This window comes from Paenibacillus sp. Marseille-Q7038 (genome assembly GCF_965111595.1).
The window spans coordinates 644,597-668,398 of record NZ_CBCOOM010000002.1; the positions used below are offsets into that span (position 1 = coordinate 644,597).

The 23,802-nt window shown below is 44.7% G+C and carries 21 protein-coding genes; 12 read left to right on the forward strand and 9 right to left on the reverse strand.

From position 1 onward, the window contains the following. Positions 1–4 precede the first annotated feature (4 nt). Together ACWPWY_RS20155 and ACWPWY_RS20160 are read right to left on the reverse strand one after the other, a co-directional pair. Positions 5–1,204, reverse strand: coding sequence for a hypothetical protein (locus ACWPWY_RS20155; protein ID WP_454193383.1), 1,200 nt, complete (start codon positions 1,202–1,204; stop codon positions 5–7). A 167-nt stretch (positions 1,205–1,371) separates the two neighbouring features. Further along, positions 1,372–1,932, reverse strand: a complete 561-nt coding sequence (locus ACWPWY_RS20160; RefSeq protein ID WP_454193384.1) for a hypothetical protein — start codon at positions 1,930–1,932, stop codon at positions 1,372–1,374. Positions 1,933–2,100: 168 nt separating this feature from the next. Between ACWPWY_RS20160 and ACWPWY_RS20165 the strand changes: the two genes are divergently transcribed. The 4 genes from ACWPWY_RS20165 (at position 2,101) to ACWPWY_RS20180 (ending at position 7,125) form a co-directional block, all read left to right on the forward strand. After that, positions 2,101–2,760, forward strand: a complete 660-nt coding sequence (locus ACWPWY_RS20165; protein WP_454193385.1) for a hypothetical protein — start codon at positions 2,101–2,103, stop codon at positions 2,758–2,760. A gap of 92 nt (positions 2,761–2,852) precedes the next feature. Then, positions 2,853–3,164, forward strand: a complete 312-nt coding sequence (locus ACWPWY_RS20170) for a hypothetical protein (RefSeq protein WP_454193386.1) — start codon at positions 2,853–2,855, stop codon at positions 3,162–3,164. Positions 3,165–3,176: 12 nt separating this feature from the next. After that, entirely contained in the window at positions 3,177–3,458 is a 282-nt protein-coding gene (locus ACWPWY_RS20175; RefSeq protein WP_191800801.1) for a hypothetical protein, read from the forward strand. Positions 3,459–3,468: 10 nt separating this feature from the next. After that, entirely contained in the window at positions 3,469–7,125 is a 3,657-nt protein-coding gene (locus tag ACWPWY_RS20180; protein WP_454193387.1) for a multicopper oxidase domain-containing protein, read from the forward strand. A 62-nt stretch (positions 7,126–7,187) separates the two neighbouring features. On the opposite strand, the gene ACWPWY_RS20185 is transcribed toward ACWPWY_RS20180, so the two are convergent. Continuing rightward, positions 7,188–7,829: a hypothetical protein gene (locus ACWPWY_RS20185; protein ID WP_454193388.1), complete on the reverse strand. Its 642-nt coding sequence runs from the start codon at positions 7,827–7,829 to the stop codon at positions 7,188–7,190. A gap of 80 nt (positions 7,830–7,909) precedes the next feature. On the opposite strand from ACWPWY_RS20185, the gene ACWPWY_RS20190 reads away from it, so the two are divergent. Then, positions 7,910–8,326 (forward strand): hypothetical protein, encoded by a 417-nt coding sequence (locus ACWPWY_RS20190; protein WP_454193389.1) that lies wholly within the window; start codon positions 7,910–7,912, stop codon positions 8,324–8,326. A 96-nt stretch (positions 8,327–8,422) separates the two neighbouring features. Here ACWPWY_RS20190 and ACWPWY_RS20195 read toward each other — a convergent pair whose 3' ends face one another. Further along, the gene (locus tag ACWPWY_RS20195) at positions 8,423–9,382 is read right to left on the reverse strand and encodes an MraY family glycosyltransferase (RefSeq protein ID WP_454193390.1); all 960 of its coding nucleotides are present in this window, start codon (positions 9,380–9,382) and stop codon (positions 8,423–8,425) included. A gap of 158 nt (positions 9,383–9,540) precedes the next feature. Then, on the reverse strand, positions 9,541–9,972 hold the full coding sequence (locus ACWPWY_RS20200) for a hypothetical protein (protein WP_454193391.1): 432 nt from the start codon (positions 9,970–9,972) through the stop codon (positions 9,541–9,543). A 384-nt stretch (positions 9,973–10,356) separates the two neighbouring features. Here ACWPWY_RS20200 and ACWPWY_RS20205 point away from each other — a divergent pair, with 384 nt between their 5' ends. The 7 genes from ACWPWY_RS20205 (at position 10,357) to ACWPWY_RS20235 (ending at position 18,818) form a co-directional block, all read left to right on the forward strand. Then, positions 10,357–11,667, forward strand: a complete 1,311-nt coding sequence (locus ACWPWY_RS20205) for an ABC transporter substrate-binding protein (RefSeq protein ID WP_454193392.1) — start codon at positions 10,357–10,359, stop codon at positions 11,665–11,667. A gap of 113 nt (positions 11,668–11,780) precedes the next feature. Then, positions 11,781–12,659: a carbohydrate ABC transporter permease gene (locus ACWPWY_RS20210; protein WP_318245306.1), complete on the forward strand. Its 879-nt coding sequence runs from the start codon at positions 11,781–11,783 to the stop codon at positions 12,657–12,659. Then, a complete protein-coding gene (locus ACWPWY_RS20215; RefSeq protein WP_454193393.1) occupies positions 12,659–13,504 on the forward strand; it encodes a carbohydrate ABC transporter permease in 846 nt (281 codons plus the stop codon). Before ACWPWY_RS20210 ends, ACWPWY_RS20215 begins: the two co-directional genes overlap by 1 nt. A gap of 576 nt (positions 13,505–14,080) precedes the next feature. After that, positions 14,081–15,595 (forward strand): DUF4127 family protein, encoded by a 1,515-nt coding sequence (locus tag ACWPWY_RS20220; protein WP_454193394.1) that lies wholly within the window; start codon positions 14,081–14,083, stop codon positions 15,593–15,595. A gap of 69 nt (positions 15,596–15,664) precedes the next feature. After that, on the forward strand, positions 15,665–16,369 hold the full coding sequence (locus ACWPWY_RS20225) for an N-acetylmannosamine-6-phosphate 2-epimerase (protein WP_454193395.1): 705 nt from the start codon (positions 15,665–15,667) through the stop codon (positions 16,367–16,369). Continuing rightward, on the forward strand, positions 16,356–17,180 hold the full coding sequence (locus tag ACWPWY_RS20230; RefSeq protein ID WP_454193396.1) for a MurR/RpiR family transcriptional regulator: 825 nt from the start codon (positions 16,356–16,358) through the stop codon (positions 17,178–17,180). The genes ACWPWY_RS20225 and ACWPWY_RS20230 overlap by 14 nt, the downstream gene beginning before the upstream one ends. 51 nt (positions 17,181–17,231) lie before the next feature. Next, positions 17,232–18,818, forward strand: a complete 1,587-nt coding sequence (locus ACWPWY_RS20235) for an FAD-dependent oxidoreductase (RefSeq protein ID WP_454193397.1) — start codon at positions 17,232–17,234, stop codon at positions 18,816–18,818. A gap of 64 nt (positions 18,819–18,882) precedes the next feature. On the opposite strand, the gene gntK is transcribed toward ACWPWY_RS20235, so the two are convergent. The 4 genes from gntK to ACWPWY_RS20255 form a co-directional block, all read right to left on the reverse strand. Continuing rightward, positions 18,883–20,457 (reverse strand): gluconokinase, encoded by a 1,575-nt coding sequence (gene gntK / locus ACWPWY_RS20240; protein ID WP_454193398.1) that lies wholly within the window; start codon positions 20,455–20,457, stop codon positions 18,883–18,885. 169 nt (positions 20,458–20,626) lie between these two features. After that, a complete protein-coding gene (locus ACWPWY_RS20245; protein ID WP_454193399.1) occupies positions 20,627–21,454 on the reverse strand; it encodes a carbohydrate ABC transporter permease in 828 nt (275 codons plus the stop codon). 15 nt (positions 21,455–21,469) lie between these two features. Further along, positions 21,470–22,351 carry a carbohydrate ABC transporter permease gene (locus tag ACWPWY_RS20250; RefSeq protein ID WP_454193905.1) on the reverse strand — a complete coding sequence of 294 codons (882 nt, stop codon included), beginning with the start codon at positions 22,349–22,351 and terminating at the stop codon, positions 21,470–21,472. 88 nt (positions 22,352–22,439) lie between these two features. Next, complete coding sequence (locus ACWPWY_RS20255) at positions 22,440–23,699, reverse strand: ABC transporter substrate-binding protein (RefSeq protein WP_454193400.1); 1,260 nt, start codon at positions 23,697–23,699, stop codon at positions 22,440–22,442. Positions 23,700–23,802 lie beyond the last annotated feature (103 nt).

The following is a 23,802-nucleotide window of genomic DNA, read 5'->3' on the forward strand; positions in this document are numbered from 1 at the left end:
AAAATCAGCTCCCTTTCAATAAAATATGAACCTTATCATCCAGTACCTCCAGAGCAGCGATATGAACAAGAGCTTCTTCCTTCTCGGCTGCTGCTTCTAGAAATAGGCGAATGGCTGCATGCCGTTCTCCGCGTATTGCTTCCACATTGCCGCACAACAAGCGAAACAGGTACCGGTCTTCTGCTGCAAGCAGGTCAGAGGACTGAACCTGTGATAGAGCAAGTTCTAATTGTCCCGTTTCTCGGTACATATGAAACAGGAGGTGTCGATTATGATTATCGGCAGGTAGCTGCTGAATGATAGATATGGCTGCACCATAGTCATCATTCAGCCGAAGTAATTCCGCACGCGCAAGGGCCTCCTGATCTTGGGTCAGAAGGAATAGGATGTTCTCGTATTGTCTTGCCTCGGTTTCACCAAAGGCCGTAATACCGTATATACTCGCTGCCGTTTGCAGGTTTCCTAGCTTTGCATGAATCGCGGACAAAAATCGGTAATGATAGATCAGAGATTGCTGTTGTCCGCTTGCCACCGCCTGCAGAAAGGCTTCTTCTCCATAGTGCAGTGCTTCTTGTTCTCCTAATAAATAGTGATATGTAGCTAGAAGAAATGAGAATGTCTCATGAGGTCCGTTTTGTTTTCTCCTATCAAGATAGTGCGCTTTCCGTTTAGTCCACTGAATCTCATGGGCTGAGACAGGAACATCCTCTGTAATTTCATGGATTGCTTGTATAAAAAGAGATAGGTCCAGTTCCTCGTGCTCCTCATCAAGAAATAGAGCAGGGACTCCTCGGAAAGTCGCATCCAAACACTTCATCTCGGAACAGGAACAGACAAGCGATGATATAGCCAAAAGTTGCTCTGTACAAGTGCTTAAGAGACTGCTCGCGTCTTCTTCTGCCTCTTCCAATTGGAGCATGATGAGCTGAGCCTCTGTTTGGGCAGCGACATGCAGCCAGTAGGGATGAGCAACAATAGCTATGGTATCTTCTGTACAGACGGTATGAAGTTCGGAGAGAGTCATAAATAGAATACCGGAAGGCAGCTCTGCTGAAGGAGCATCCTTTTTTATAAGCTCTGCCTCTTGCGGCATAGGTTCGGACAAATAATAGATCGTGTATTCCTCGGACAGCACAGATAGCATCTTCATAAGCAGGGGGACCGGCCGGCGCGGAGGAAATACGACAAGGGAAGAAGAGAGCATCGCACGGCTCCTTTCTTGATGCGGATGTTAGCACGAACTCTACAGTATATGGGCAGTTGCCTCAGAACATGTTCCGTATGATCTGTAAAAGTTATCGCAAGTATCTACCCTCTACTTTTTATCATTTAAACGCAAAAAAAGCAGGACCTGTCGGTCCTGCAGCCTTTCTACTCCTCAAAATCATACGTTTCATCATAAACCTCATTATAACTCTCGTCATAATGCTCATCACCATATTCATCTAGATAATCGGCATGATGGTCGGCGTGATGACCGCCGTGATGGGGATTCTTTTTCTTGCGTCCAAACCACTCAATTTTATGAATATGCTGCTGCAGAATCGTAACGACTTTCCCATCTGCTTTTTTAATATCTACATAGTCCGTACCGACTTGACTTAATACACCGCGAATTTTCTCTACCTTTTCTCCAGACACCACTTCAATTACAACGACATTGCCGATGTGGCGAAATAACTCGAAGTTAAGGCCATGATTTAGTCCTGCTAAACGAAGCTGAATCAACGGTTTCACACCGTCGATGATCTCAAAGCACCGATCACGATGAAATCTATGTTTTGTCACTGGCTTGTGACAAGCACAATCGTCCGCATGTTTAATGACTTCCAAATGACATTTCTTTTTTAAAGGAACATGAGAATTACTTTTGAACTTCGTTTTACGTGGGACGGTAACTTTCTTGTTTAAAATAACAGGGCTCTGTTTCATGATTACCTCCATTGACTGACGATTTACCCCATTTATATGCCCATCTGGGGAAGTGCGTATGGGGCAATAGCCCATATAAAAAAATAAAGCTTATATAGGCATTCAACCAGCCCCTTTCAGGCAAACACCCATATATTGACGATAAACCATAGTAGGAGGCATAAATTCGTGAAAAACATAAAAAAGAGAATTGGCATCAGCTCCCCAACGACATCCTTACCAAGAAATGAATTCATTGAACTGCGTGCATGCATAGAGGAAGCAAATCAAATTCTGCAAACCTTGGGCAATCCACGTACACCTGAAAATCCGAGACAGCTACAATTGAAACTTGGTTCTTTAATTGGAAAACAGGTGAAAGCGGAAATTTCCTTTCAAGGGAAGTTCAAGACGATAACCGGTATCCTGAGGGAAGTAGGAAAGAATTATATTCAGCTCGGGACGAAAAACGTTAAGCGATATGTCATGTTTGATCATCTAATATCTGTAGCCATGGATGCTCAAGATGACCATTATCCTCAGCATCAGAAAAATCCTTATTTCAACGAGAAGCTAAACTGTGAGATCTTGTATAATTTCACGGATGTCGTCTCGGGCAGTGTCAAGCTGCTTAACCGCTTTTATGGTATTCCTCTAAGTGTTGCACTCCTCCAGGATGTAGGAAAGAAAATCAGGATTAAACAAGCCGATTCAGCAACAATCCACACCGGTATATTGGTAAATACGACGGATCAAGCGGTCATTATTCGGATCGCGGGGCAAGAGCAGGGGGAGAAGTTAGAGACCATCCCTTTTGATAAAATCGAGGTTATACGTATACAAAATTAAATATAGGGTAATAATTCCCCTCTTTGGCGGCATAAATATAATTGGATGATTCTTTTTACAAATCCAATGATGCCAAGGAGGGGGAATTTCATTTGAATCCATCTAAAACAACCAAAGATTATATCGATAATTCAGATATTAATTCAGTCTTCGAGGATTTGCTTAGTCAAGATATAATTGTCATTCTCGATGTCGCACAGCTTAACATATTGGGCCAAACGTTCAGACCGATCTTCACAGGAACGCTTGTAGAAGTCAGAGGAGGTTCTATTCGACTAGATCCTGCAATTATTAAAATGCCCAATGCACCCAATTTCTTATTTCCTACACCGTTATGTTTTCCAATTGAAAATATCGCAATTTTTGCTCCATTTGATCTGGATGCTAGGCTTACACTTTCCTAAGGAGGTACGAAAATGGCACTAACTCAACAACATAGTGTAAATAGAAGGAGACAAGAAGCGCTCATTGCTGAATTTCGTGAGTATATCGGTAATCGCATACTTGTCATGACAGAAGCGTATCCCTTTTTTTATGTAGGCAGGATTACAGAAGTGGAATCAGATACGGTATTTATAAAAGTAGAGCTTTCCAATGTCCCTGAACTGGATAACATCGTTCTACGTACACACATCGATAATATACAGGTTTATTTTATCGAAACTCCGCAACATCCGATTCCTGAAATACGATTATAAGAGGTGAAACGTGAAAAGACGATTTCATATTGTAGCGATTTCGGTTCGGATCGTCATCAACGACTTTGGAGATCATGATCCCGAAGGCAAAATGTATGTCTTGAAACAAAATGAAGACAAGGTCCGTAAGCAGATCGCGAAGAATCCTTTTACTACCGTTGATTTAGTGCAGCCACTGATTATTCGGGCTAATGCTGGTGATGAAATTGAAGTATTGTTTGAAAATAAGCTGGATTTCCCAGCTTCGTTACACATTCAAGATGTAGATTATGACGTCATGACCTCAGATGGAGCGGCTGCCGGCTTTAATAAGAATACGACAGTGAAGCCTGGTGACTCTATCGTTTATGGGTGGCATACGTCTCGTGAGGGCATTAGTTACTTCACTGATCTTGGAAATACCCTATCTAGTGAACTTGGAACGCAGGTACATGGGCTATTCGGTGCACTCATTGTAGAACCCAAGGGATCAACATGGACGGATCCGATTACGGGTCAACCGATTGAATCGGGTGTTTATGCGGATGTACATAATCCTTTCCTGCCCTCTTTTAGAGAGTACGCCTGGGTGTTCCATGATGAGATGGAAGTAAAGGACCTGACAGGAGATACCCCTTTCAGTCCACATACACTGCAGCCTGAAGCTACGCATGCTGTTAACTATAGGGCAGAACCGATGAGAAATCGGCAACGGCTTATTATGGAAGGTGTGGTTTCTCCGGAAACGGAAGGGGAAGAGGTTCATCATGATTCATGGATGTTTGGAGATCCAACAACCCCCATTTTACGAGCGTATGTCGGCGATCCTTTAAAGATAAGATTGGTGCATGGCGGAGTGAAAGAAACGCACATATTCCACTACCATGTTCATCAGTGGCTATTTGAAATTACCGATTTAGAATCGGAAATAAAGGATTCTCAGGCCATTTCTCCGCAGACATCTTATACAATTTCTCCTTTATACGGAGCAGGAAGTCTGCAAGGCGCTTTTGGAGACATCATTATTCACTGTCATTTATATCCTCACTTTGATGAAGGAATGTGGGGGATGCAGCGTATTTTTAATACACTGCAAGATGGAAATGAAAAATATCCAAACGGCAAACCGATAGATGCTCTTGTGCCATTGCCGGACAGACCTGTGCCGCCAAAACCAACAAAAGATAAACCAGGATTCCCTAATTTCATTCCGGGCATTATCGGTAAAAAAGCACCTCGGCCACCGCTTGGCATTGTTGGAGGGCGCCCATCTACCCCGCTTGAGATCAATCAATTTGCACCCAATGCTGTCCCAGGAGCTGTATTTGTGAATCCTTGCGACCCAGAGATCAATCCGATGCGCGAGTTCGATATTGTCGGAATTCAGCTTCCGATCCAGTACAACAACAACGGCTGGCATGATCCGCAGGCACGAATATTTGTTTTGGCAGAAGATGAAGATGACATATGCTCAGGTCGTAAAGAACCGGAACCTTTAACAATCAGGGCAAATGCCGGCGATTGTATCAGGTTAAAGTTCACGAACAAATTCCCTGAGGTGATTGGCGGCAATGCATTCCAACTTGTCAATCGGACATATGAGGCCGGACTGCATGTTCACTTTGTTAAGTTCGATCCACTCGTATCGGATGGAGCAAATGTGGGCTGGAATTATGACTCAGGTGTACTGCCGGGTCAGACCATTATCTATCAGTGGTTTGCTGATGTAGAGCTGAAGTCTACCTTCTTCCATGATCATTTATTTGCTAATCAGCATCAGCTTCATGGTGTATTTGGAGGCATTAATATACAGGCAAGAGGCTCGAAATTCCTTTCTTCCAAAACAGGAGAAGAGGTTAATTCAGGCACACAGGCAACCATTGTGAATCCTTTTATTCCCGATTTCAGAGAAATGACGCTGATTGTTCATGATTTTGCACTATTATTTGATAAAGACGGTAATCCTTTAAATCCACCTCCTTTCCCAAGTTCTCACGACGATCCGGGTGTCATGGGCATCAATTATAAGAATGAGCCGCTGCAATTCCGACTGACAAATCCAGATATGGATCCGGCTTATATTTTTAGTTCGTGGGTACATGGAGATCCGGTAACACCCATTCTTCGAACCTACAATGGAGATCCAGTTCGAATCAGGCTCCTTCAAGGAGCACATGAGGAATCCCATTCTTTCAACCTGCATCGCCAGCGCTGGAGAAGAGAACGCGGTGACCTTGATTCGGATCTTACCAATCAGCAGCATATTGGGATATCTGAGTCCTTTACCTTTGAGTTTGATATTGAAGGAGTAGGGGATTTCGATATGCTGTACCACTTTGGTTCGATTGACGATATCTGGGTTGGGAACTGGGGGCTTCTTCGAACATTTGAGGAGCGGGTTCCTGATCTCATTCCGTTACCTGATCGCAGAATCCCAAAGACTAGAACGAAACCTTTGCCTGAATGTAATGGAAGGAAACCTCCAAAACCAAGAGGAGAAGAGCTTATACCAGGTCCACCTGGAGCTCCTATTCGAAGCTATGAAGTCGTCGCTTTGCAAACCCCTGTTATCTACAATAAATTTGGTGATCAGGATCCGTTCAGTGTAATTTTCGCTTTACAGGAAGATGCTGAGGATATCCGAAATGGAATTCTTAACCCAGAACCGCTCATTATTCGGGGGAATGTAGGGGAAGTCGTACAGGTGACGCTCAGAAATGAACTCGATGACCTGAAGTTTCCTCCTGATGATCAGCTCTACCCGGGAGTTCCGGTCAATGTTATTCATAAACCTTCCAAACGAATTTCACTTCACACCCAGTTACTTGAATATGATGTTCGTTTTTCCGATGGAGCAACGGTTGGCTTTAACCCGGATCAAACGATAGCACCGGGAGAAGAGATTACGTATCACTGGTATATTGATCAGCAAGTAGGTGCCGTTGGGCTGGTAGATATGGCCGATATTCGAAATCATAGACATCACGGGGCCTTTGGAATGCTTGTAACCGAGCCTAGAGGTGCTACCTATCATCATCATGTTACAGGGGAACCTGTTACGACAGGCAGTCAGGTTATCATTAACGCCGGCGGGTTTAGGTCAAGAGAATTTTGCATTATTATGCATGATGGAGTGCGGCTTTATAATAAAGAAGGCAGGCTCATTATTGATCCCGAACCGGTAATTAACATTGGTGGAGATGCGGAAGAAGAAACAGAGGACTTTGAAGATCAGGGTTCACGTGGGTTTAATTACAGGGCTGAACGATTCAGGAATCGGCTGATTCAGAATCCTGACATTTCACTTGTGTTTAGTTCAAAGGTACATGGAGATCCAGCAACACCTTTGTTCTTAGCCTACGCGGGTGATCCTGTTACCATTCGTTTTATATTCAGTTCAGATCGAGCTAGGGCGCACACGTTTCTTCTTCACGGCCATCAGTGGCTGAGAAGTGATGATGATGTAAACTCGGAACCGGTATCTTTCCAAGGACACATTACGGTAGGACACACGGATGACTTCCAGCTGTTATACGGTGCGGGTGGATTTTTAGGCAGACCTGGCGATTATTTATATCGCTCGGGGAATATAAGATGGGATATTGAGCTTGGCGTATGGGGTATTTTTAGAGTTCTGAAAGATCAGGTACCCGAATTAGCTCCTCTGGATGATGACATGATCCCATAACGAGCTTCATGATCAAATAAAGACACCTCGTTCATTCGAGGTGTCTTCCAGTTCAGCCGGAATTATGAAAATCTTTGTTTTTCGATACTATGAACATCTTTCCACAGGGCAGATGAAGTTGATCCATTATGAGTCCACTCGATCCCTTGGGAACTGACACTTACGAGTATTCCTTTCTGACGCAGGGAGTTCGTTTCAATCGTTACCCGGTTTTTAAGCAAAAGTTTTACGTGCCCGGCTAAGGTCTGATCAAAGAACTGCTGCTTTAGAAATTCTTTCTGTGCGACGGTTTTGCCAAACCTGAGCAGTAATTTTTGTTTTAACTCACTGTCATATACAACCTGCTGATGCTGCTGGTGCGGTAAATTTACTTGTTCAAAAGGCTGCTCTGCTGATTCAATGGCATGAAAGGGTATCCAGTATTTTGTAAATAGATTGGTTAAGATGACAAAGTCCCTTCCTACAGCATCGGTTTTTGCTAATATTTCTTTCGTTCCTTCGAGTGACTTCCAGACGACTTTTACCGTTTGGTTCTTGTGAGATTTAAAAAACTGTGACAGCATAATTACTTTTCGTCGGTTGGGATTTACATTCCCGATAATCTGAAGGTTCTGTTGGTGAATGTATTCCTGAAGAACTTTCAATTCATGAACCGGCAAAGGGCTGGCAGGCGAAGAAAACTTAGATAAATCTGGAGTAATCATTAACATCCCCTTAAAAACAAAGTTATAGACCATCTTATGTGCTTCACATTATGGATATGCGATGACTAGGAGGGGAACAGATGAATATTGCCTTATTCATTTTGATTAACGCATTGATCGCTTGTGGAATGGTGGGAACCTATCTTTATTTAAGGAAACTAAAAAACTTAATTAGTTACCACATGGGCATGAATATATCGATGACACTGAGTACGGTGAGTGCACTGTCTTTAGGGGCATTATGGGGAGTCCAATTTCCGCAGTATGCAGGTTGGGTGACAATCATAGCAACTATAGTGGCTATGCTGATTGGAATGATCTTTGGTACTCTCGTTGATTATCAGACGATCGTGACTGGTATATCGACGGGAATGATGGCAGGCCTTATGGCTCCTATGATTGTATTGCACAGTCCTGATCCCTATCTTTTATTATCTTTTTGCATTATCTTGTTTTTCTTTTCGCTCATTATGTTATGTACCTCTGTTAAGGTGTAAACAAAAGAGCCGCGTACAACGCGGTTTTTTTATTGAGACTGCTTTTAGTAGCAGAAAAAAGCAGGACCTCATGGTCCTGCATCGGTAAAAAGAAGACTACATTTGAACGAGCATAAGAATGATGGAAGATAGGCATAAGCAGACGCTGACGAGGCATAGAACGGCAACCACCTGTTTATGAGAAAGCCCTGCACGCAGAAGTCTATAGTGTGCTTGGCTGGCATCTGCCTGATAGATGGCTTTGCCATCGAGAAATCTTTTGACCACTACAAACAGATTGTCGAAAATCGGTACACCCAGCGCCAGGATGGGGATGAGAATGGATAATACCGTCGCCTGCTTGAAAGCACCATCCAGGGCGATGACCGCCAGGATAAAACCGAGAAACGTGGCTCCCGCATCTCCCATAAAGACCCTTGCAGGCGGTTTATTAAATTTTAAATATCCGATCGTTACACCCACGAGTACAATGGCCAGCATAGCAGAATTCCCTTGTTCCATGGTCAGTGCCACAATAAACAAAGTCGTTCCCGAAATAGCCGACAGCCCTCCCGCAAGACCATCCATTCCATCCGAGAAGTTAATCACAGTCGTTACGCCGAAGATCCAGAGAATCGTAAGAGTAAACTGCAACCAGACAGGGAGAGAAATATATTCTTCACTGAATGGATTATAAAAGCCGCTGAAGCGAATCCCCGCCAAATAGGCGATGACCGCAGCCGACATTTGAACTACCATTTTCGGTAGGGCAGGGAAATCTTTTCCCTTGGTCTTGAACCAGTCATCCACGGTGCCGATGATGAGAAGCAGTAGTCCGCCTAAAAATAAAGCTCCTGTCTGCCAAGTATATTCTCCTGAAAACAGGAGGTATGTAATGAAAAAACCGATAAAGATTGCGTAACTTGCCGTTAAAGGAATCGGTTTTTTATGTAATTTACGTTCTTCATTTTCCCGGGGCTTGTCTACAAAATCGATTCTTAGGGCCAAACGTCCGAGCGGAGGAATTAGAAAAACAACAATAGCTATGGATAGGATAAAGGCTCCTGCATAAAGCATAATGAGGAATTCACCACTTTCTTCTATAATATACATTTATATTAAATATAGGTTTCTATTTTGTCGATCTTTTTATAACAAAAAACTGCAAATCCCGGGAAAGGAAATGCAGTTATGTACAAGAATGATATCCGTCTTTGTTTTTTACACACGCAAAATTACAGGTCTAGAAGGGCTTCTTCTAGGATCTTATTTAGAGAGTCAGAGGGAGAATCACCTTTCCAGTGCAAGATTAGAGCATTCTTATGTTCATACACAGAAGGAGCATAATCTAAATAGCTGATTTGTTGTTCCAGTTCTGCTAGTGCATCTTGCAAAGCATCTGCGGATGCATAAGTGAAGATGGACAAAGCTTCCGGCTGTCCTGTAGCTTGTTCAGGCTGCACAATATATTGAACTGCAGGGACATGATTTAGAGTAGGTTTATCAGCGTTATCATTTGCCGTAAGCAGATGAATGTCTTTGTTCTCTAAAGCGCTTACGACCTGAGCAGGAGTAATGATGGCATGGTCGTTGGCGATTACGCTGGTTACGCCGCCAGCGGCGAGGACAAGAAATAAAATCAAGGTAGTGAGTACCGATTTTTTCATAAATTTACCTCCGTTCTTATTCCTCATTATAGCGCAGAACAGTGAAGAATGTTGCAGAATTGTGAATTGAAATAACTAAAAAATAACAACAAATGATGTTGATTTATAGTGCTCTTGCTACCAATAGTTCTGACAAATGGATTAAACCGTTTCTTCTTTCCCTGAGCTGAGGACTCATGAAAAAACCAAGTAAAACAGGGGAGTTAGTTTATAAAAGAAAAAATATTCCGCTTTTTATAAAAGTATAGAAAAAACCTTTTTTTATTAGAATTGTTTTGCTATAATCTCCCACAAAGAGAATTAGAAGTAAAAATCTTCCAGGATTCTCGCATCATATTGTTCTCTTCAAAAATGACATTTTCCAAAGCTAAAGGGGGAAAAGGAATGAGAAGAAACAGAAAAGGTGTTAAGCTGACCTGTCTTACCATTTTATTGTTAGCTATGTTTATTAGTGCTTGTTCAGGTGGAGGAGGCACGGCGGAACCAGCTGATCCGAAACCTGCCGATCCGGGAAAAACGGAAGTGAGCAGTGAACCCGTCACACTTAAGTTCTGGACGATTGCGCTGCAGCCAAAGTTTAATGATTACTTCAACAAGCTCATTACTGAGTACGAAGCTGCCCATGAGAATGTCACAATTGAATGGCAGGATTACCCCTATGATGCAATTACACAGAAGCTGCTCACGAGCAGTGCGAGTGACACAAGCCCCGATGTTGTAAACCTCAATACGGAATTTGCCAACCAGATGGGCACCAAAGGAGCTCTGGTTGATCTAAATGAACACCTCACCGCTGAAGAAAAAGCCGAATATTTTGATGGGATTTTTAATTCAACCGTTCTTGGAGATAAAGCATATGCATTGCCGTGGTACACAGGCACCGAAGTTCTTTTTATGAACAAAAAAATAGTGGAAGCTGCCGGCCTTGATCCTGCAAATCCTCCTCAAACCAGAGAAGAGCTCGCAGACTGGGCTCGTACGGTAAAAGAAAAGACAGGCAAAATGGGATATGCCTTAAATCTGGTTACCAAGCTGCTGACCATTGATGGTATTCCGATTCTAAATGAGGATAAATCCGCGGCTGCTTTTAACACGCCGGAGATGGCAGCTACCGTTGAGAACCTCAAGAAACTGATGGATGAAGGACTCATCGTTAAAGAAGACTCGGATCTTGGTAAACAAGTGCAGTTCTATTCTGCAGAGCAGACTGCTTTTGTACTCGCAGGTCCGACATTTATCAATTTTATTAAGACATCGGCTCCTGAAATTTACGAAAACACAGTAGCGGTATCCCTTCCGACTGGAAAAGCAGGACTTCGTTTATCGAATTCCATGGACCTTGTCGTACCTAGTAAATCCAAGCATCCAAAAGAAGCGGCAGAGTTCGCAAAATTTATTACAAATGCAGAGAACCAAACCGCTTTCTCTAAAGAGGCAAATACATTGCCATCGACTAAAAAATCAGTAGAAGATCCATTCTTTACAGAATCCGACGGTTCTCTTGAAGCAGAAGCAAAACTCGCTTCCAGTCAAAGTCTGGATAAAGCTACGGATCATATGGTAGGTGTACCGAATGCCTCAGACATCAACTCTGCTCTAGCCCGCGGATTACAAGACATGCTGTTGAATGGCAAAGAGATTCAAGCAACCCTTACGGCGATGGAAACCGAGGTCAATAATATTTTGAAACAATAAGGAAGAAGCAACCGAAACTAATATGAAATCAGACGATTCAGGTTTATCAGTTAGACCCAAAAGTGAGGCAGGACTTGTTCTTGCCTCCTGCTGTTTATGAGGAGGAATGTAAAGTGAGATGGATTCGCTCCGAGTCTTTTGCAGCCTGGGCTTTCATGACCCCGGGGCTGATCATTATCGCCGTGTTCGTATTTTGGCCGATCCTATACGGAATTCCGTTGTCACTAACGAACTATTCTGTCATCGCAGAGACCAAATATGTCGGGCTGAATAATTTTAAAAATGCTTTTCTAGATAAAAACTTCACGATCTCTCTATGGAACTCACTGCTGTATGTTATCGTAGTGCCGTTCATTCAAATTTTCTCCATCCTGATGGCTATTCTGGTGAATAGTCGTATTCCGGGAATCAAGCTATTCCGTGCAGCATTCTATATTCCTGTCGTTACTTCAATGGTGGCTGTAGCGCTGATCTGGAGCTGGCTGCTGAGTAATAACGGGGTAGTGAACTACCTGCTTATGAAAGTAGGAATCATTAGTGAGCAAATCTCTTGGTTGTCATCAAGTGAAACAGCACTAGCAACACTGATGTTCATCACCATGTGGAAGGCACTGGGGTATTATATGATGCTTTATCTAGCAGGTTTGCAGGGGATCCCGAATGATCTGTACGAGGCAGCAAGGGTAGATGGAGCAAACCGACTTCAGCTGATTTGGAGTATTACGCTTCCGCTGCTGCGTCCTCATATTTTCTTCTGTTCCCTGATTTCTGTTATGGGTGCAGTACGGGTCTTTGACGAAGTATATATTCTGACAAAAGGCGGACCTGGGACGTCAACGCTCGTATCGAGTGTGTATATTTTTGAAAAAGGGATTAACCAATTTAACTTCGGATATGCATCTGCGCTTGGACTAATCGTCAGTGTGCTGATCGGCGGACTGAGCGTCCTCGTATTCAAGTTCAATCAGAAAGGCGGTGTCAATCCTTACTGATGGAAACGACGAGAAGAGCAAAAAACGTGCGCAAGATTACCAATATGGCGGTCACCTATTTCTTTTTGATTCTACTTGCCATCTTTATGATGGGACCTTTTCTGTGGCTGCTGAGCGTGTCGCTGATGCCGGGCAGGAATGTGTTTGCTACACCTCCTGCTATATTCCCGACCTTTATTGATTTTGATAACTATGTGCAAGTATGGGCGTTTCTTAACTTTCCAAGATACATCCTAAATACCGTAATGATTACCGTCCTTGGTGTGGTATTTAATATTGTACTAGCCTGTATGACAGGATATCCGCTTGCGGTGTTCCGATTTAAGGGCAGGAACTTTGTGTTTGTGACGATGATTGCCACGATGATTATTCCTTCATCCACCGCAATGATCGTGCACTATTTGACGATACAAGAATTACGTTTAATGAACACGTATTTGGGTGTGGTGCTGCCCGCAGCTGTTTCTGTATTTAATATCTTTCTAATGCGTCAGACTTTCATTGGGATTCCAATTGATGTGAGAGATTCAGGGAAAATGGACGGCGCATCCGAATTCCGGATTTGGTGGCAGCTCATATTACCCCTGGTAAAACCGGGGATTGCTGTTATTGCACTGCTTGAGGTGATGTCATTCTGGAATAGCTTCCTATGGCCGATCGTTATTCTGGAAGATACGGATAAATACCCGCTGTCTTCTGCACTCACCTACCTAAATGGACAGTTCTCCTATAACTTCGGCTGGATCGCCGCCGGAACGATGATTTCGGTTATTCCTATCATCCTAGTCTTCCTCTTCACACAGCGTTACTACATGGAAGGCATCGCCGGAGCCGTGAAAGGATAAGTTCTCTCTTACCGATGAAAGCGGCAAGAGAAACGCCGAAGGCTACAAAGGTTTTGCGCTACCTCGTCTGCCTTATGTGAAACGGGCAGACAAACGCCGAAGGTTAGAAAGGTTTTGCACTACCTCGTCTGCCTTATGTGAAACGGGCAGACAAACGCCGAAGGTTACAAAGGTTTTGCACTACCTCGTCTGCCTTATGTGAAACAGGCAGACAAACACCGAAGGTTAGAAAGGTTTTTGCTCTACTTTAGCCTGCCGTGAAACGGCTGGACACACGCCAACAGCTAAAAAATTCCCCATCGTCAGCCAGTCAGCCCACTGGATAGCAGGCTGACTTATGCCAAAGCCATCAAACTAACTAACATCGAGGTAAGGGCGGAGTAAAACGACCCGCCACCCAAGTCCCCCTTTGCAGAGCGAGTGTTCTGGATTCTGAGCGACTTTTGGCTTTGAATGCAGAGATTCCTCTACCTTGAAACCCTTCGCATTCAAAACAAGTCGGAGCGAAGAAGTCAGAACAGGAGTGCCCGAAGAAGTCAGAACAGGAGCCTTGAGAATAGGAGTGAGGATATTACCGTGCAAATTACATTTATCCCATTAGACGAAAGACCATGTAACTACGAATTCCCATACATGCTACTCCAAGGAACCGAGCATCAGGTCGACCGGCCTCCGCTGTCCCTGATGGGACAGAAAAAAACACCAGGAGACTGGGAACAGCTGTGGACATGGCTCGAAGAGAAAATAGAAACCGCAGATGGAGCGGTTATTGCGCTCGATACTTTACTATACGGGGGAATTATCCCTTCTCGGCTGCACTATTTTAGTGAAACCGTATTACTCGAACGGCTGAATCGATTGCGAAAAATAAAAAAGAAACGCCCCGAACTGAAACTGCTGGCTTTCCAGCTCATCATGCGTTGTCCGCAGTATTCGATCGCGGATGAGGAACCGGACTATTACGCCGACTGGGGTCGTGAAATTTTTCGGAAGGGCTACATTGAACACCGGAAAGAGCTGAATATGGCAACGGCAGAAGAACTGGAGGAACTCAGCGATATAAATAGCCGCATACCGGATGACGTGCTGAATGATTATCTGGGCCGAAGAAAAATCAATATGGAAGCGAACAAAGCCGTACTGGAACTTGTGAAAGACGGGACAATTGAATTTCTAATTTTTCCGCAGGACGACTCTGCCCCGTATGGGTATACAGCAAAGGATCAACAGGTAGCAAGACAACGAATTGGAGAACTGGATCTGGAACTGAAAGCTTATATGTATCCGGGAGCCGATGAAGTGGGATGCACGTTGATGGCGAGACTGATTAACGAGTGGAAAGGGGTACAGCCGCTTGTATATCCTCGGCTTTCTTCCATTCAAGGGGCCTTTGTGACCCCAGTTTATGAGGATCGTTTTTTCTATGAAACACTGAAATACCAGATTACCGCTGCAGGAGCACTGATTGCTTCGAGTGCCGCCGAGGCTGACCTCATCTTGCTGGCAAGCACACCTGGAGAAACGATGATGGAGGCTGTTTCGCAGGAACATCCTTTTTTCAGTTATGACGTGTACCGAAATTTGATGGAGCTTGTGGAGTACGGGAGTTACCTGCTGAAACAGGGGAAGGCGGTAGCTGTTGCCGATGTAGGATATGCCAACGGGGCAGACCTGAAGCTTGTGAAGATGCTGCGGCAAAAAGGAATGTTGTTTCAGCTGGCAGGATACGCCGCTTGGAACACAAGTTCAAATTCACTCGGGACCGTGATATCCCAGGCCCTCCTATACACCCATTATGGACGTACGCAGGAACATCTCGATTTTCTGTCGCTTCGATATGCTGAGGATGCGGGCTACTGCGCCATCGTACGGAAAGAACTTAATGCAGGTCTCGTAGATCAGATGGGATATAACAAGTTTTTGCTAGATGGATCTCGGGGTGAGGTTGCGGATTATGTAAGAGCGAGATTAACAGAAGTACTGGAAGAGAAGATCAATGGATCAGATGGAAAGGTGACGATTACGGATTGCTATATGCCATGGAATCGTACATTTGAAGTCGGTTTGAAAGTGAAATATACGCAGGAATAGTCAAGACAATACAGATAGATAGCTTTCGTACTTAGGAGAAGGATGAAGGAAAGAAGGTGTATCAAAACGATGGAACTCATTATGAAGCAGATCCACCGGGGGCTCATTGCCTCGTGCCAAGCTTTGCCTGGTGAGCCTCTGTTTGGTTCAGATACGATGGCGAAGATGGCAAAAGCAGCCGAGGAAGGAGGAGCTATTGCCATTCGTGCGAACAGTGCCGAAGATGTGAAGGCGATTAAACAGGTTGTCCAGGTGCCTGTGATTGGAATTGTGAAACGGGATTATTCTGACTCGGAAGTATATATCACTCCTACACTCCGAGAAGTTGATGAACTGATCGAAGCAGGAGCAGATATGATTGCTATAGATGCCACTCGGCGCGAAAGACCTGGCGGGATGACACTTGAGACGTTGGTAGATTATATGCGTTCACTGAATATACCGATCATGGCAGACATATCGACACTGGAGGAGGGCGAGTATGCAGCTTCTCTCGGGGTTACCTGCGTGTCGACGACACTCTCTGGATATACACCGTACTCTCCGAATCTACAAGGACCGGATCTAGAACTTGTAAAAGAAGCTGCCCAAAGACTAACTATACCTGTCATTGCCGAAGGAAGGATTCAAGAACCTTCGCAAGTAGAAGAGGTCCTTCGGCTTGGAGCATATGCCGTGGTCGTCGGCTCGGCCATCTCTAGACCACAGCTGATAACTAAACGGTTTGCTGATGCCGCACGGAAGGCAGTGATCACAGCCGATGGAAATGAATGATCGGATTCATACGTATTTTCCTTCCCTCACCAAGTCAGAGCAAAAAGTAGCAGAAAGTGTCCTGGCGAATACTGATGATCTGATGTATTACTCGGTCACTGAACTTGCTGATTTTGCGAGTGTTGGGGAGACCACCGTTATGCGTTTTTGCAGAAAGATTGGATTTAATGGCTACCAAGATTTTAAATTATCACTTGCCCAGAATGTTGGGGTAAGAAAGACAGATGATCAGGATGAGGATCATGGTGATTTTGTAAAAATGATTTTTGAGACCAATGTGAATATTCTGAAATCGAGTATGAGTCTGCTTACAAAAGAGAATCTGATGCAGGCCATTGAATGGATCGATGAAGCGAGACATGTGCAATTTTTTGGAGTGGGAGCTTCCGGAATTACTGCGCTAGATGCAAAAAACCGCCTCCTTCGTATTGGCCGAAGATCAGAAGCTGTCGTGGATAGTCATATTCAGGCGATGATGGCGGTCAGTATGTCAGAAGGAGATGTAGCCTTTGGGATCAGTGTTTCGGGAAGTACGATAGATACCAATAATATGCTGATGAAAGCAAAAGAAAACGGAGCTAAAGTGATAGCCATCACGAATTATGCCAAATCACCTATTACAGCGATAGCGGATATTGTGCTGCTTACGGCCGGTAAAGAGATGCCGCTCGAAGGCGGTTCAATCGGGGCCAAAATCTCTCAGTTATTCATTATTGATCTTATTTGTGAAGGCTTGGCCCGCCGTAATGTCATGCAGACAAAACAGATGAAAGAAAAAACGGCGAGAGCCGTCATAGATCGCAGCTATTAAGAACTTATCGCTTAGCTTAGTAACTAACTTCATTCGAATGGAGGAAGCACGATGCAGACTACGTTCATGAAAGCAGATATCGTCATCATTGGAGGAAGTCTTGGGGGAGTGGCTGCAGCCAGGGCCGCGGCAAAAGCGGGAAAACGTGTGATCATGACGGAAGAGACGGATTGGATTGGAGGTCAGCTTACTTCACAAGCTGTGCCGCCGGATGAACACAGATGGATTGAATCTTTTGGTTGTACGGCAAGTTATCGGGAATTTCGTGATCGTGTCAGAACGTATTACAAAAATAATTATCCGCTGACCGAAGAGGCAATGGCTAATAGCGTATTAAACCCAGGTAACGGGTGGGTAAGCCGTATCGCACATGAACCCAAAGTTGCACTGCGTGTGCTGGAGGATATGCTGGCTCCTTATGTGAATACAAGACAAATTCAAATTCTATATGATACGGCAGCTATTTCTGCAGAAACCCAAGGTTCAGAGATTCTCTCGGTGCAGGCAAAAAATGAAAAAAGCGGCGAAGAATATCAGCTGACTGGGCAATATTTTTTGGATGGCACTGATAACGGCGATTTATTACCAATAACAGGAACAGAATATTTAATTGGCAGTGAATCGGCCGGGCAGACGGGTGAACCTCATGCGCTGAATGAAGCTGACCCAGAAGATATTCAGTCCATTACACATGTGGCAGCGGTAGAGTATGTAGAAGGCGGTAACTTTACGATTGCTCGCCCAGCGAATTATGAATTCTGGAGAAGCTACACGCCACTATTCGCGAATATTCCTCTCCTCAGCTGGTTTACGGCAGATGTGAAGGACACCGCAAAACTCAAGCAGTATACCATGTTCCCTAATGAGCAGGGGATACCATCACTGTGGACATACCGCCGTATTGTAGATCCATCCCTATGGCGTGAACCGCTTCCGTCCGGGGAAGTTACTTTACTCAACTGGGCACAAAATGATTATTATGTAGCACCTGTCATTGGTGTAACAGCGGAACAGAAGAGGGCGCATGCGGAGCAAGCGAAAGAGTTGACACGTTCACTCGTATACTGGCTGCAGACCGAAGCACCCCGATTAGATGGAGGCAAAGGGTATCCGGGAGTAAGGCTGCGCGGAGATGTGCTCGGAACGGAAGATGGTCTGGCGAAGACCGCTTATATCAGGGAATCGAGGAGACTTAAGGCCCTGTATACGATTAGTGAGCATGATGTGAGTAAGGAGCTGCGCGGCGACCAGGGGATTAAGCGTTATTCAGATAGTGTGGGCGTAGGAAGTTACCACTTGGATCTGCATCCTACGACAAAGTCTCAGCGATCGTTCTACATACCAAACTATCCTTATGAAATTCCACTGGGATCATTCATTCCCATACGGATGTCTAACTATCTTCCGGCTTGTAAAAATATCGGAATGACGCAGATCGCTAATGGATGTTACCGCCTGCATCCGACGGAATGGAATATAGGTGAGGCAGCAGGGTACCTTGCTGCTTATAGCGTGACCCATGATATTCGTCCAAAACAGGTGTACGAATCAGCAGAGCTTCTGGCTTCCTTTCAGCAACAGCTGCAGGAGCAGGGTGTCGAACTGCACTGGCCTGATGAAGTATACGATTCATTATAGTAGATGAATAAAAGCATCCGATTTTCCCACTCAGAACGGGGAGAATTGGATGCTTTTTTATGCGTTATATGTTTTTAGGAAGCCGCTCTTCCATTTTGATCTGAAAAGCAGTAATTGCTGCATACTCTTCTTCAAACTTGCGGGAAATCCGAATAAAGATAGGCAGCAGATCGCGGTAGACGGAAACCGCTTCTGCTTCAGGATCGTGATGATAGGTAGAGCCCATCATTTCCTTGGCTACATCAAGGGAGTCAATTTTCCCTGTTGCATACATCCCAAGAATCACTGCACCGAGGCAAGAACTTTCAATACTATCTGGGAAAATGACTTTTTGATCAAAAATATTAGCCATCATTTGCCGCCATAATTCGGTACGAGCAAAACCGCCGGTCGCGTGAATGGTTTTCGGTGTTCCGATCTGTTCTTCAATGGCGAGCATGACCGTATATAGATTAAACAGGACTCCTTCGAGAGCTGCACGTACCATATGTTCTTTCTTATGCTGTAACGTCAGGCCAAAAAAGGAACCACGGGCCTCGGGGTTCCATAGAGGCGCCCTTTCCCCCATCATATAAGGATGGAACAGAAGCCCATCCGAACCGGCAGGGACCTTTTCAGCAATATCAGCAAGCACTTCATATGGATTTACGCCAAGCCGTTTGGCTGTCTCGACTTCGGAAGAAGCGAGTTCATCACGAATCCAGCGGAAAATCACGCCTCCATTATTCACGGGTCCGCCGATTACCCATTTCTCCTCCGTTAGTGCATAGCAGAAATAACGGCCTTTTGGATCAGCAATGGGACGATCAACTACAGTGCGTATAGCCCCGCTCGTACCGATGGTAATGGCAACAACACCGGGGTCGATGGCCCCAACTCCTAGATTAGATAAAACACCGTCACTCGCACCTACCACAAAAGGAGTCGAAGGGGCGAGCTGCATCCGCTCCGCATAGGAGGGCTGGAGATCTTGGATAACATGCGTTGTAGGAACGAGCTCAGATAAATGATCAGCCGAAATCCCAGCAATACGCAGTGCTTCTTCATCCCAATCGAGGGTATCCATGCGAAGGAGTCCTGTAGCGGAAGCGATGGAGTGGTCAACAATATAAACCCCAAAGAGCTGATAGAATACATATTCTTTAATCGATATGAATTTATGAATCTGAGGCATCAGATCTTGCTGTTCCGAAGTAAACCACATGATCTTGGTGAGTGGAGACATCGGATGAATCGGTGTGCCTGTTCTTGTATACAGTTCATGTCCAGTCTTGTCTTTCTGAAGCTGCTTTGCATACGCTGCGCTGCGATTATCTGCCCAGGTCAAAGCCGGCGTAAGTCTAGTACCGGAATGATCCATGGCAATCACACTATGCATAGCAGAGCTGAAGGAGACAAATTGTATTTTATCAGCGGCTATGTCACTACTCGTCATTGCCTGCTGAATCGAATAAACAACGGCTTCGACGATCAGATCGGGATCTTGCTCCGCTTTTATCGCGCCTTCGGTATGTAAGGGATAGCCTTGGCTCGCCTCTGCAATAATCGTTCCGTCTTCCTGGAACAAGACAGCTTTGGTGCTGGTAGTTCCAATATCGACTCCAATCATATAGGACGCCTCTTGGCTTGCTGCACACATTGAATACACCTTCTTCCTAGAAAAATAGGAAAAGACCGCAGTTACAGCGGCCCTTTCCGCATTCTTTTAAATGAATGTACGCCTGAAGCTATACTCATGCATTAACCTCTATTATTACCCATTAATCTTCCCTTTTTAGATGAAGTGGAAATAATAGATGAAAGCCAGCCTAGTCTTTAATAGCACCCGCTGCAATGTCGGAGATAAACTGCTTGCTCACAAATAAGAACATGATGATAAGAGGAATAATGGCGAGCAGTGTACCGGCAATAATCATTGAATAATCCGTATTATAAAGCCCGTTTAGCTGGGACAAGGCAATCTGAAGTGTGTATTTTTTCTCGTCCGTAAGGACAATGAGCGGCCATAGGTAATCATTCCATACTCCGATAAAAGTGAACGCACCTAGAAAGGCAAAGGCGGGGCGCAAGATGGGCAGGGCTACACTAAAGTAGATTCGAAAGAAACCTGCACCATCCATCCTGCCTGCATCGAGCAGCTCATTTGGAATGGAGCCCTCGGCATATTGCCTGATCCAAAATATACCGAAGGCGTTGACCATTCCAGGGATAATCAGGGCTTTAAACGACCCGACCCATCCGAGCTCCGCCATAATGACAAAGGAGGGAACAAGGGAGAGCTGGGAAGGAACCATCATCGTCGTAAGCAGGACAACGAACAGGATCTTCTTTCCCGGAAATTCATATTTAGCAAAGGCAAAACCAGCCAGTGAATCGAAGAAAAGCACGAGTACGGTAACCGCAGTTGCTACGAATAAGGTGTTTACAAAGGCACCCAAAAAGTCAATCTGCGTCATGACTCGGGAGATGTTATTCCACAGTTCCCCGCCAAACCAAAGTTTCGGAGGGAATTGATAAATATCCGATGTCGTTCGGGTCGACATTACAACGAGCCAATAGAAGGGAAACATAGAGATCATAAGTCCGATGGCTAAGCCAAGATAGAGAATGAACGATGTAAACTTTGACTGCTTCATGGAATCTCACTCCTTCTATTTGGATGATGGACCTTGGACAATTTTCCAGTTAATGAACGAGAACAGCGCAATAATCAGGAACATTCCCCAGCCTACCGTTGCGCCATAACCAAAGTAATTATTGATAAATGATTCACGGTACAGATAGAGGACAATCGTCATCCCTGCTCCGCCGGTTCCTCCGTTATTACCAAGCAAAATCTGCGGCTCAGTAAAGAGCTGCATTCCCCCGATTGTGGAGGTGATGACGGTGAAGAGAATCACGGGACGAAGGAGCGGAATCGTAATACGGAAAAAAGACTGAATTCCGGTAGCACCATCGATTTTGGCAGCTTCATACAAGGTAGTCGGTATGCTCTGTAGTCCAGCAAGATAAATGACGGCATTATATCCAGTCCATCTCCAGATAACCATAGAGGAAAGAGCGGCCTTGATCCCCCAAGGCACATCGAGCCATGCAACAAGAGGAAGATTGAAGAGACCCATTACATAATTCAAAATCCCGTAGTTGTTAGCGAATAAGGCAGCGAATATAATCGACACGGCTACAATTGATGTAACATTGGGAAGAAAGAATCCAATTCGGAAAAAGGTTTTGAACCTGACAAAGGGCGCATGAAGTAAGAAGGCTATAATTAAGGCGAAAAAGAGCATCGGGATTGTAGAGTAAATCCAGATCATGAAGGTATTCCCTACGGCTTGCCAGAACTCGGGATCGGTCAGCATATAGCTAAAATTATTGAATCCGTTATACGTCATCTCGCCTATGCCGTCCCATTTATGAAAGGCAAGATAGAGAGAGAATCCGATAGGAAACAAACCGAAGACAGCGAACAAGAGATAGAAAGGGGAGATGGCAGTATACACGGCCCTGTTCTTCCAGATTTCTTTAGCCAGCTGGCGCTTTGGCGGGACCGGCATATATGTTTGTGTAGGTTTATGCTTTACAGGCTGCTGCATAAAGGTACCTCCTTTTCAATTGGGCTTATCGCTTCAGTTCTCGTTCTACCCGCTGCATCGCTTCATCGAAAGCAGTATCCGGATCAAGACTCGCAATATTATTCAGCCAGCGCGTCATGACACCGTGAACGGCAGGATACCGTTCTCCGAAAAAGGAGATTTGGACATTTCGTGCCGATTCTGCAAAAACTTCACCTGTCGCTTGTCCTCCAAAGAAAGGTTCTCCTTCTCGAATCGTGGCACTGTCATAAGCGCTAGGAGTGGATGGAAAAAGGTTGGTTGTTTTAAGCATGGTCAGCTGGTTCTCAGGGTTTTGGAGCCATTTAATGACTTCGAATGCTTCCTTAGGATGCTCGCTTGATTTCGGAATGGCCATGAACGAACCGCCTACATTCCCGTCTCCTCCAGGAGCTCGTGCTACACGCCATTTTCCTGCCGTATCTGGTGCTGCTTCTTGAAGAGGCTGCTTCATCCACACTGCGCCTACAAAAGAAGCGATCGTTCCCTTGTTCACACCAGCGTTCCATTCGGATGTCCAGTGGTCTGCATTAGCAATCAGTCCGTCTTGATGAAAAGAAAGCGACATGTCCCAAGCCTCGCGAATGGCCTCATTGGAATCCCCTATAAAATCTCCTTCCGGAGTGAAATATTTCTTATCACTTTGTGAAATCATCTCGTTGTATACGTTTTCAATATTGTCGTACATAAAGACCTTTCCGTTGAATGCTTCCTTTAGGGTAAGACCCGCTTTCCTATAATCGTCCCATGTGCTCATCTGCTTATGCACTTCTTCGGGATCGGTTGGCAGCCCGGCTTCTTCAAATAAGTCCTCTCGATAAAATAGAGCTGTTGGTCCGGTATCCATCGGAAAGCCAATCATCTGACCATCCGGTGTAACCCCTTGTTGCCACTTCCAGTCCAGATACTGATCCTCTACTTCTGCGGCTCCAAACTCATAGAGATCGTAAAAACGATCTTGGCTTGGAAACAGCTCCATGATCCAATCATTTAGAGCAACGATATCGGGTTCCCCGGACTTGGCAGCCATTGTCGTCTTTAATTTGGACTTGAAGTCACCGCCAATCTTTTGGGTCACCAGATGAATATTAGGAAACTGTTCTTTGGCTTTTTGAAGCAGCTGATCATCAATACTTCGGTTCCAATACCACAATGTAAGCGTTATCTTTTTGTTGGATGAAGATGGATCTGCAGTAGGTGAAGAGCTGCAGCCGCTGACAACAAGAACCAAAATTAGGATAACAAGTGCCCAGGTTCTTTGTTTCATCTTGAAGATGCCCCCTTTGGTGGTAATAGACTAGATTTAATTCCATTTTATGCTTTAAATGATATGATATGTATCCTCCTGCATGCCTAATTTGTTACTACTC

Excerpts from the sequence above, each read along its gene's own strand:
- ACWPWY_RS20155 (WP_454193383.1), bottom strand. The coding sequence starts at position 1,204 with ATGCTCTCTTCTTCCCTTGTCGTATTTCCTCCGCGCCGGCCGGTCCCC.
- ACWPWY_RS20160 (WP_454193384.1), bottom strand. The coding sequence starts at position 1,932 with ATGAAACAGAGCCCTGTTATTTTAAACAAGAAAGTTACCGTCCCACGT.
- ACWPWY_RS20175 (WP_191800801.1), top strand. The coding sequence starts at position 3,177 with ATGGCACTAACTCAACAACATAGTGTAAATAGAAGGAGACAAGAAGCG.
- ACWPWY_RS20185 (WP_454193388.1), bottom strand. The coding sequence starts at position 7,829 with ATGATTACTCCAGATTTATCTAAGTTTTCTTCGCCTGCCAGCCCTTTG.
- ACWPWY_RS20190 (WP_454193389.1), top strand. The coding sequence starts at position 7,910 with ATGAATATTGCCTTATTCATTTTGATTAACGCATTGATCGCTTGTGGA.
- ACWPWY_RS20195 (WP_454193390.1), bottom strand. The coding sequence starts at position 9,382 with ATGCTTTATGCAGGAGCCTTTATCCTATCCATAGCTATTGTTGTTTTT.
- ACWPWY_RS20200 (WP_454193391.1), bottom strand. The coding sequence starts at position 9,972 with ATGAAAAAATCGGTACTCACTACCTTGATTTTATTTCTTGTCCTCGCC.
- ACWPWY_RS20205 (WP_454193392.1), top strand. The coding sequence starts at position 10,357 with ATGAGAAGAAACAGAAAAGGTGTTAAGCTGACCTGTCTTACCATTTTA.
- ACWPWY_RS20215 (WP_454193393.1), top strand. The coding sequence starts at position 12,659 with ATGGAAACGACGAGAAGAGCAAAAAACGTGCGCAAGATTACCAATATG.
- ACWPWY_RS20225 (WP_454193395.1), top strand. The coding sequence starts at position 15,665 with ATGGAACTCATTATGAAGCAGATCCACCGGGGGCTCATTGCCTCGTGC.
- ACWPWY_RS20230 (WP_454193396.1), top strand. The coding sequence starts at position 16,356 with ATGGAAATGAATGATCGGATTCATACGTATTTTCCTTCCCTCACCAAG.
- ACWPWY_RS20235 (WP_454193397.1), top strand. The coding sequence starts at position 17,232 with ATGCAGACTACGTTCATGAAAGCAGATATCGTCATCATTGGAGGAAGT.
- gntK (WP_454193398.1), bottom strand. The coding sequence starts at position 20,457 with ATGTGTGCAGCAAGCCAAGAGGCGTCCTATATGATTGGAGTCGATATT.
- ACWPWY_RS20245 (WP_454193399.1), bottom strand. The coding sequence starts at position 21,454 with ATGAAGCAGTCAAAGTTTACATCGTTCATTCTCTATCTTGGCTTAGCC.
- ACWPWY_RS20255 (WP_454193400.1), bottom strand. The coding sequence starts at position 23,699 with ATGAAACAAAGAACCTGGGCACTTGTTATCCTAATTTTGGTTCTTGTT.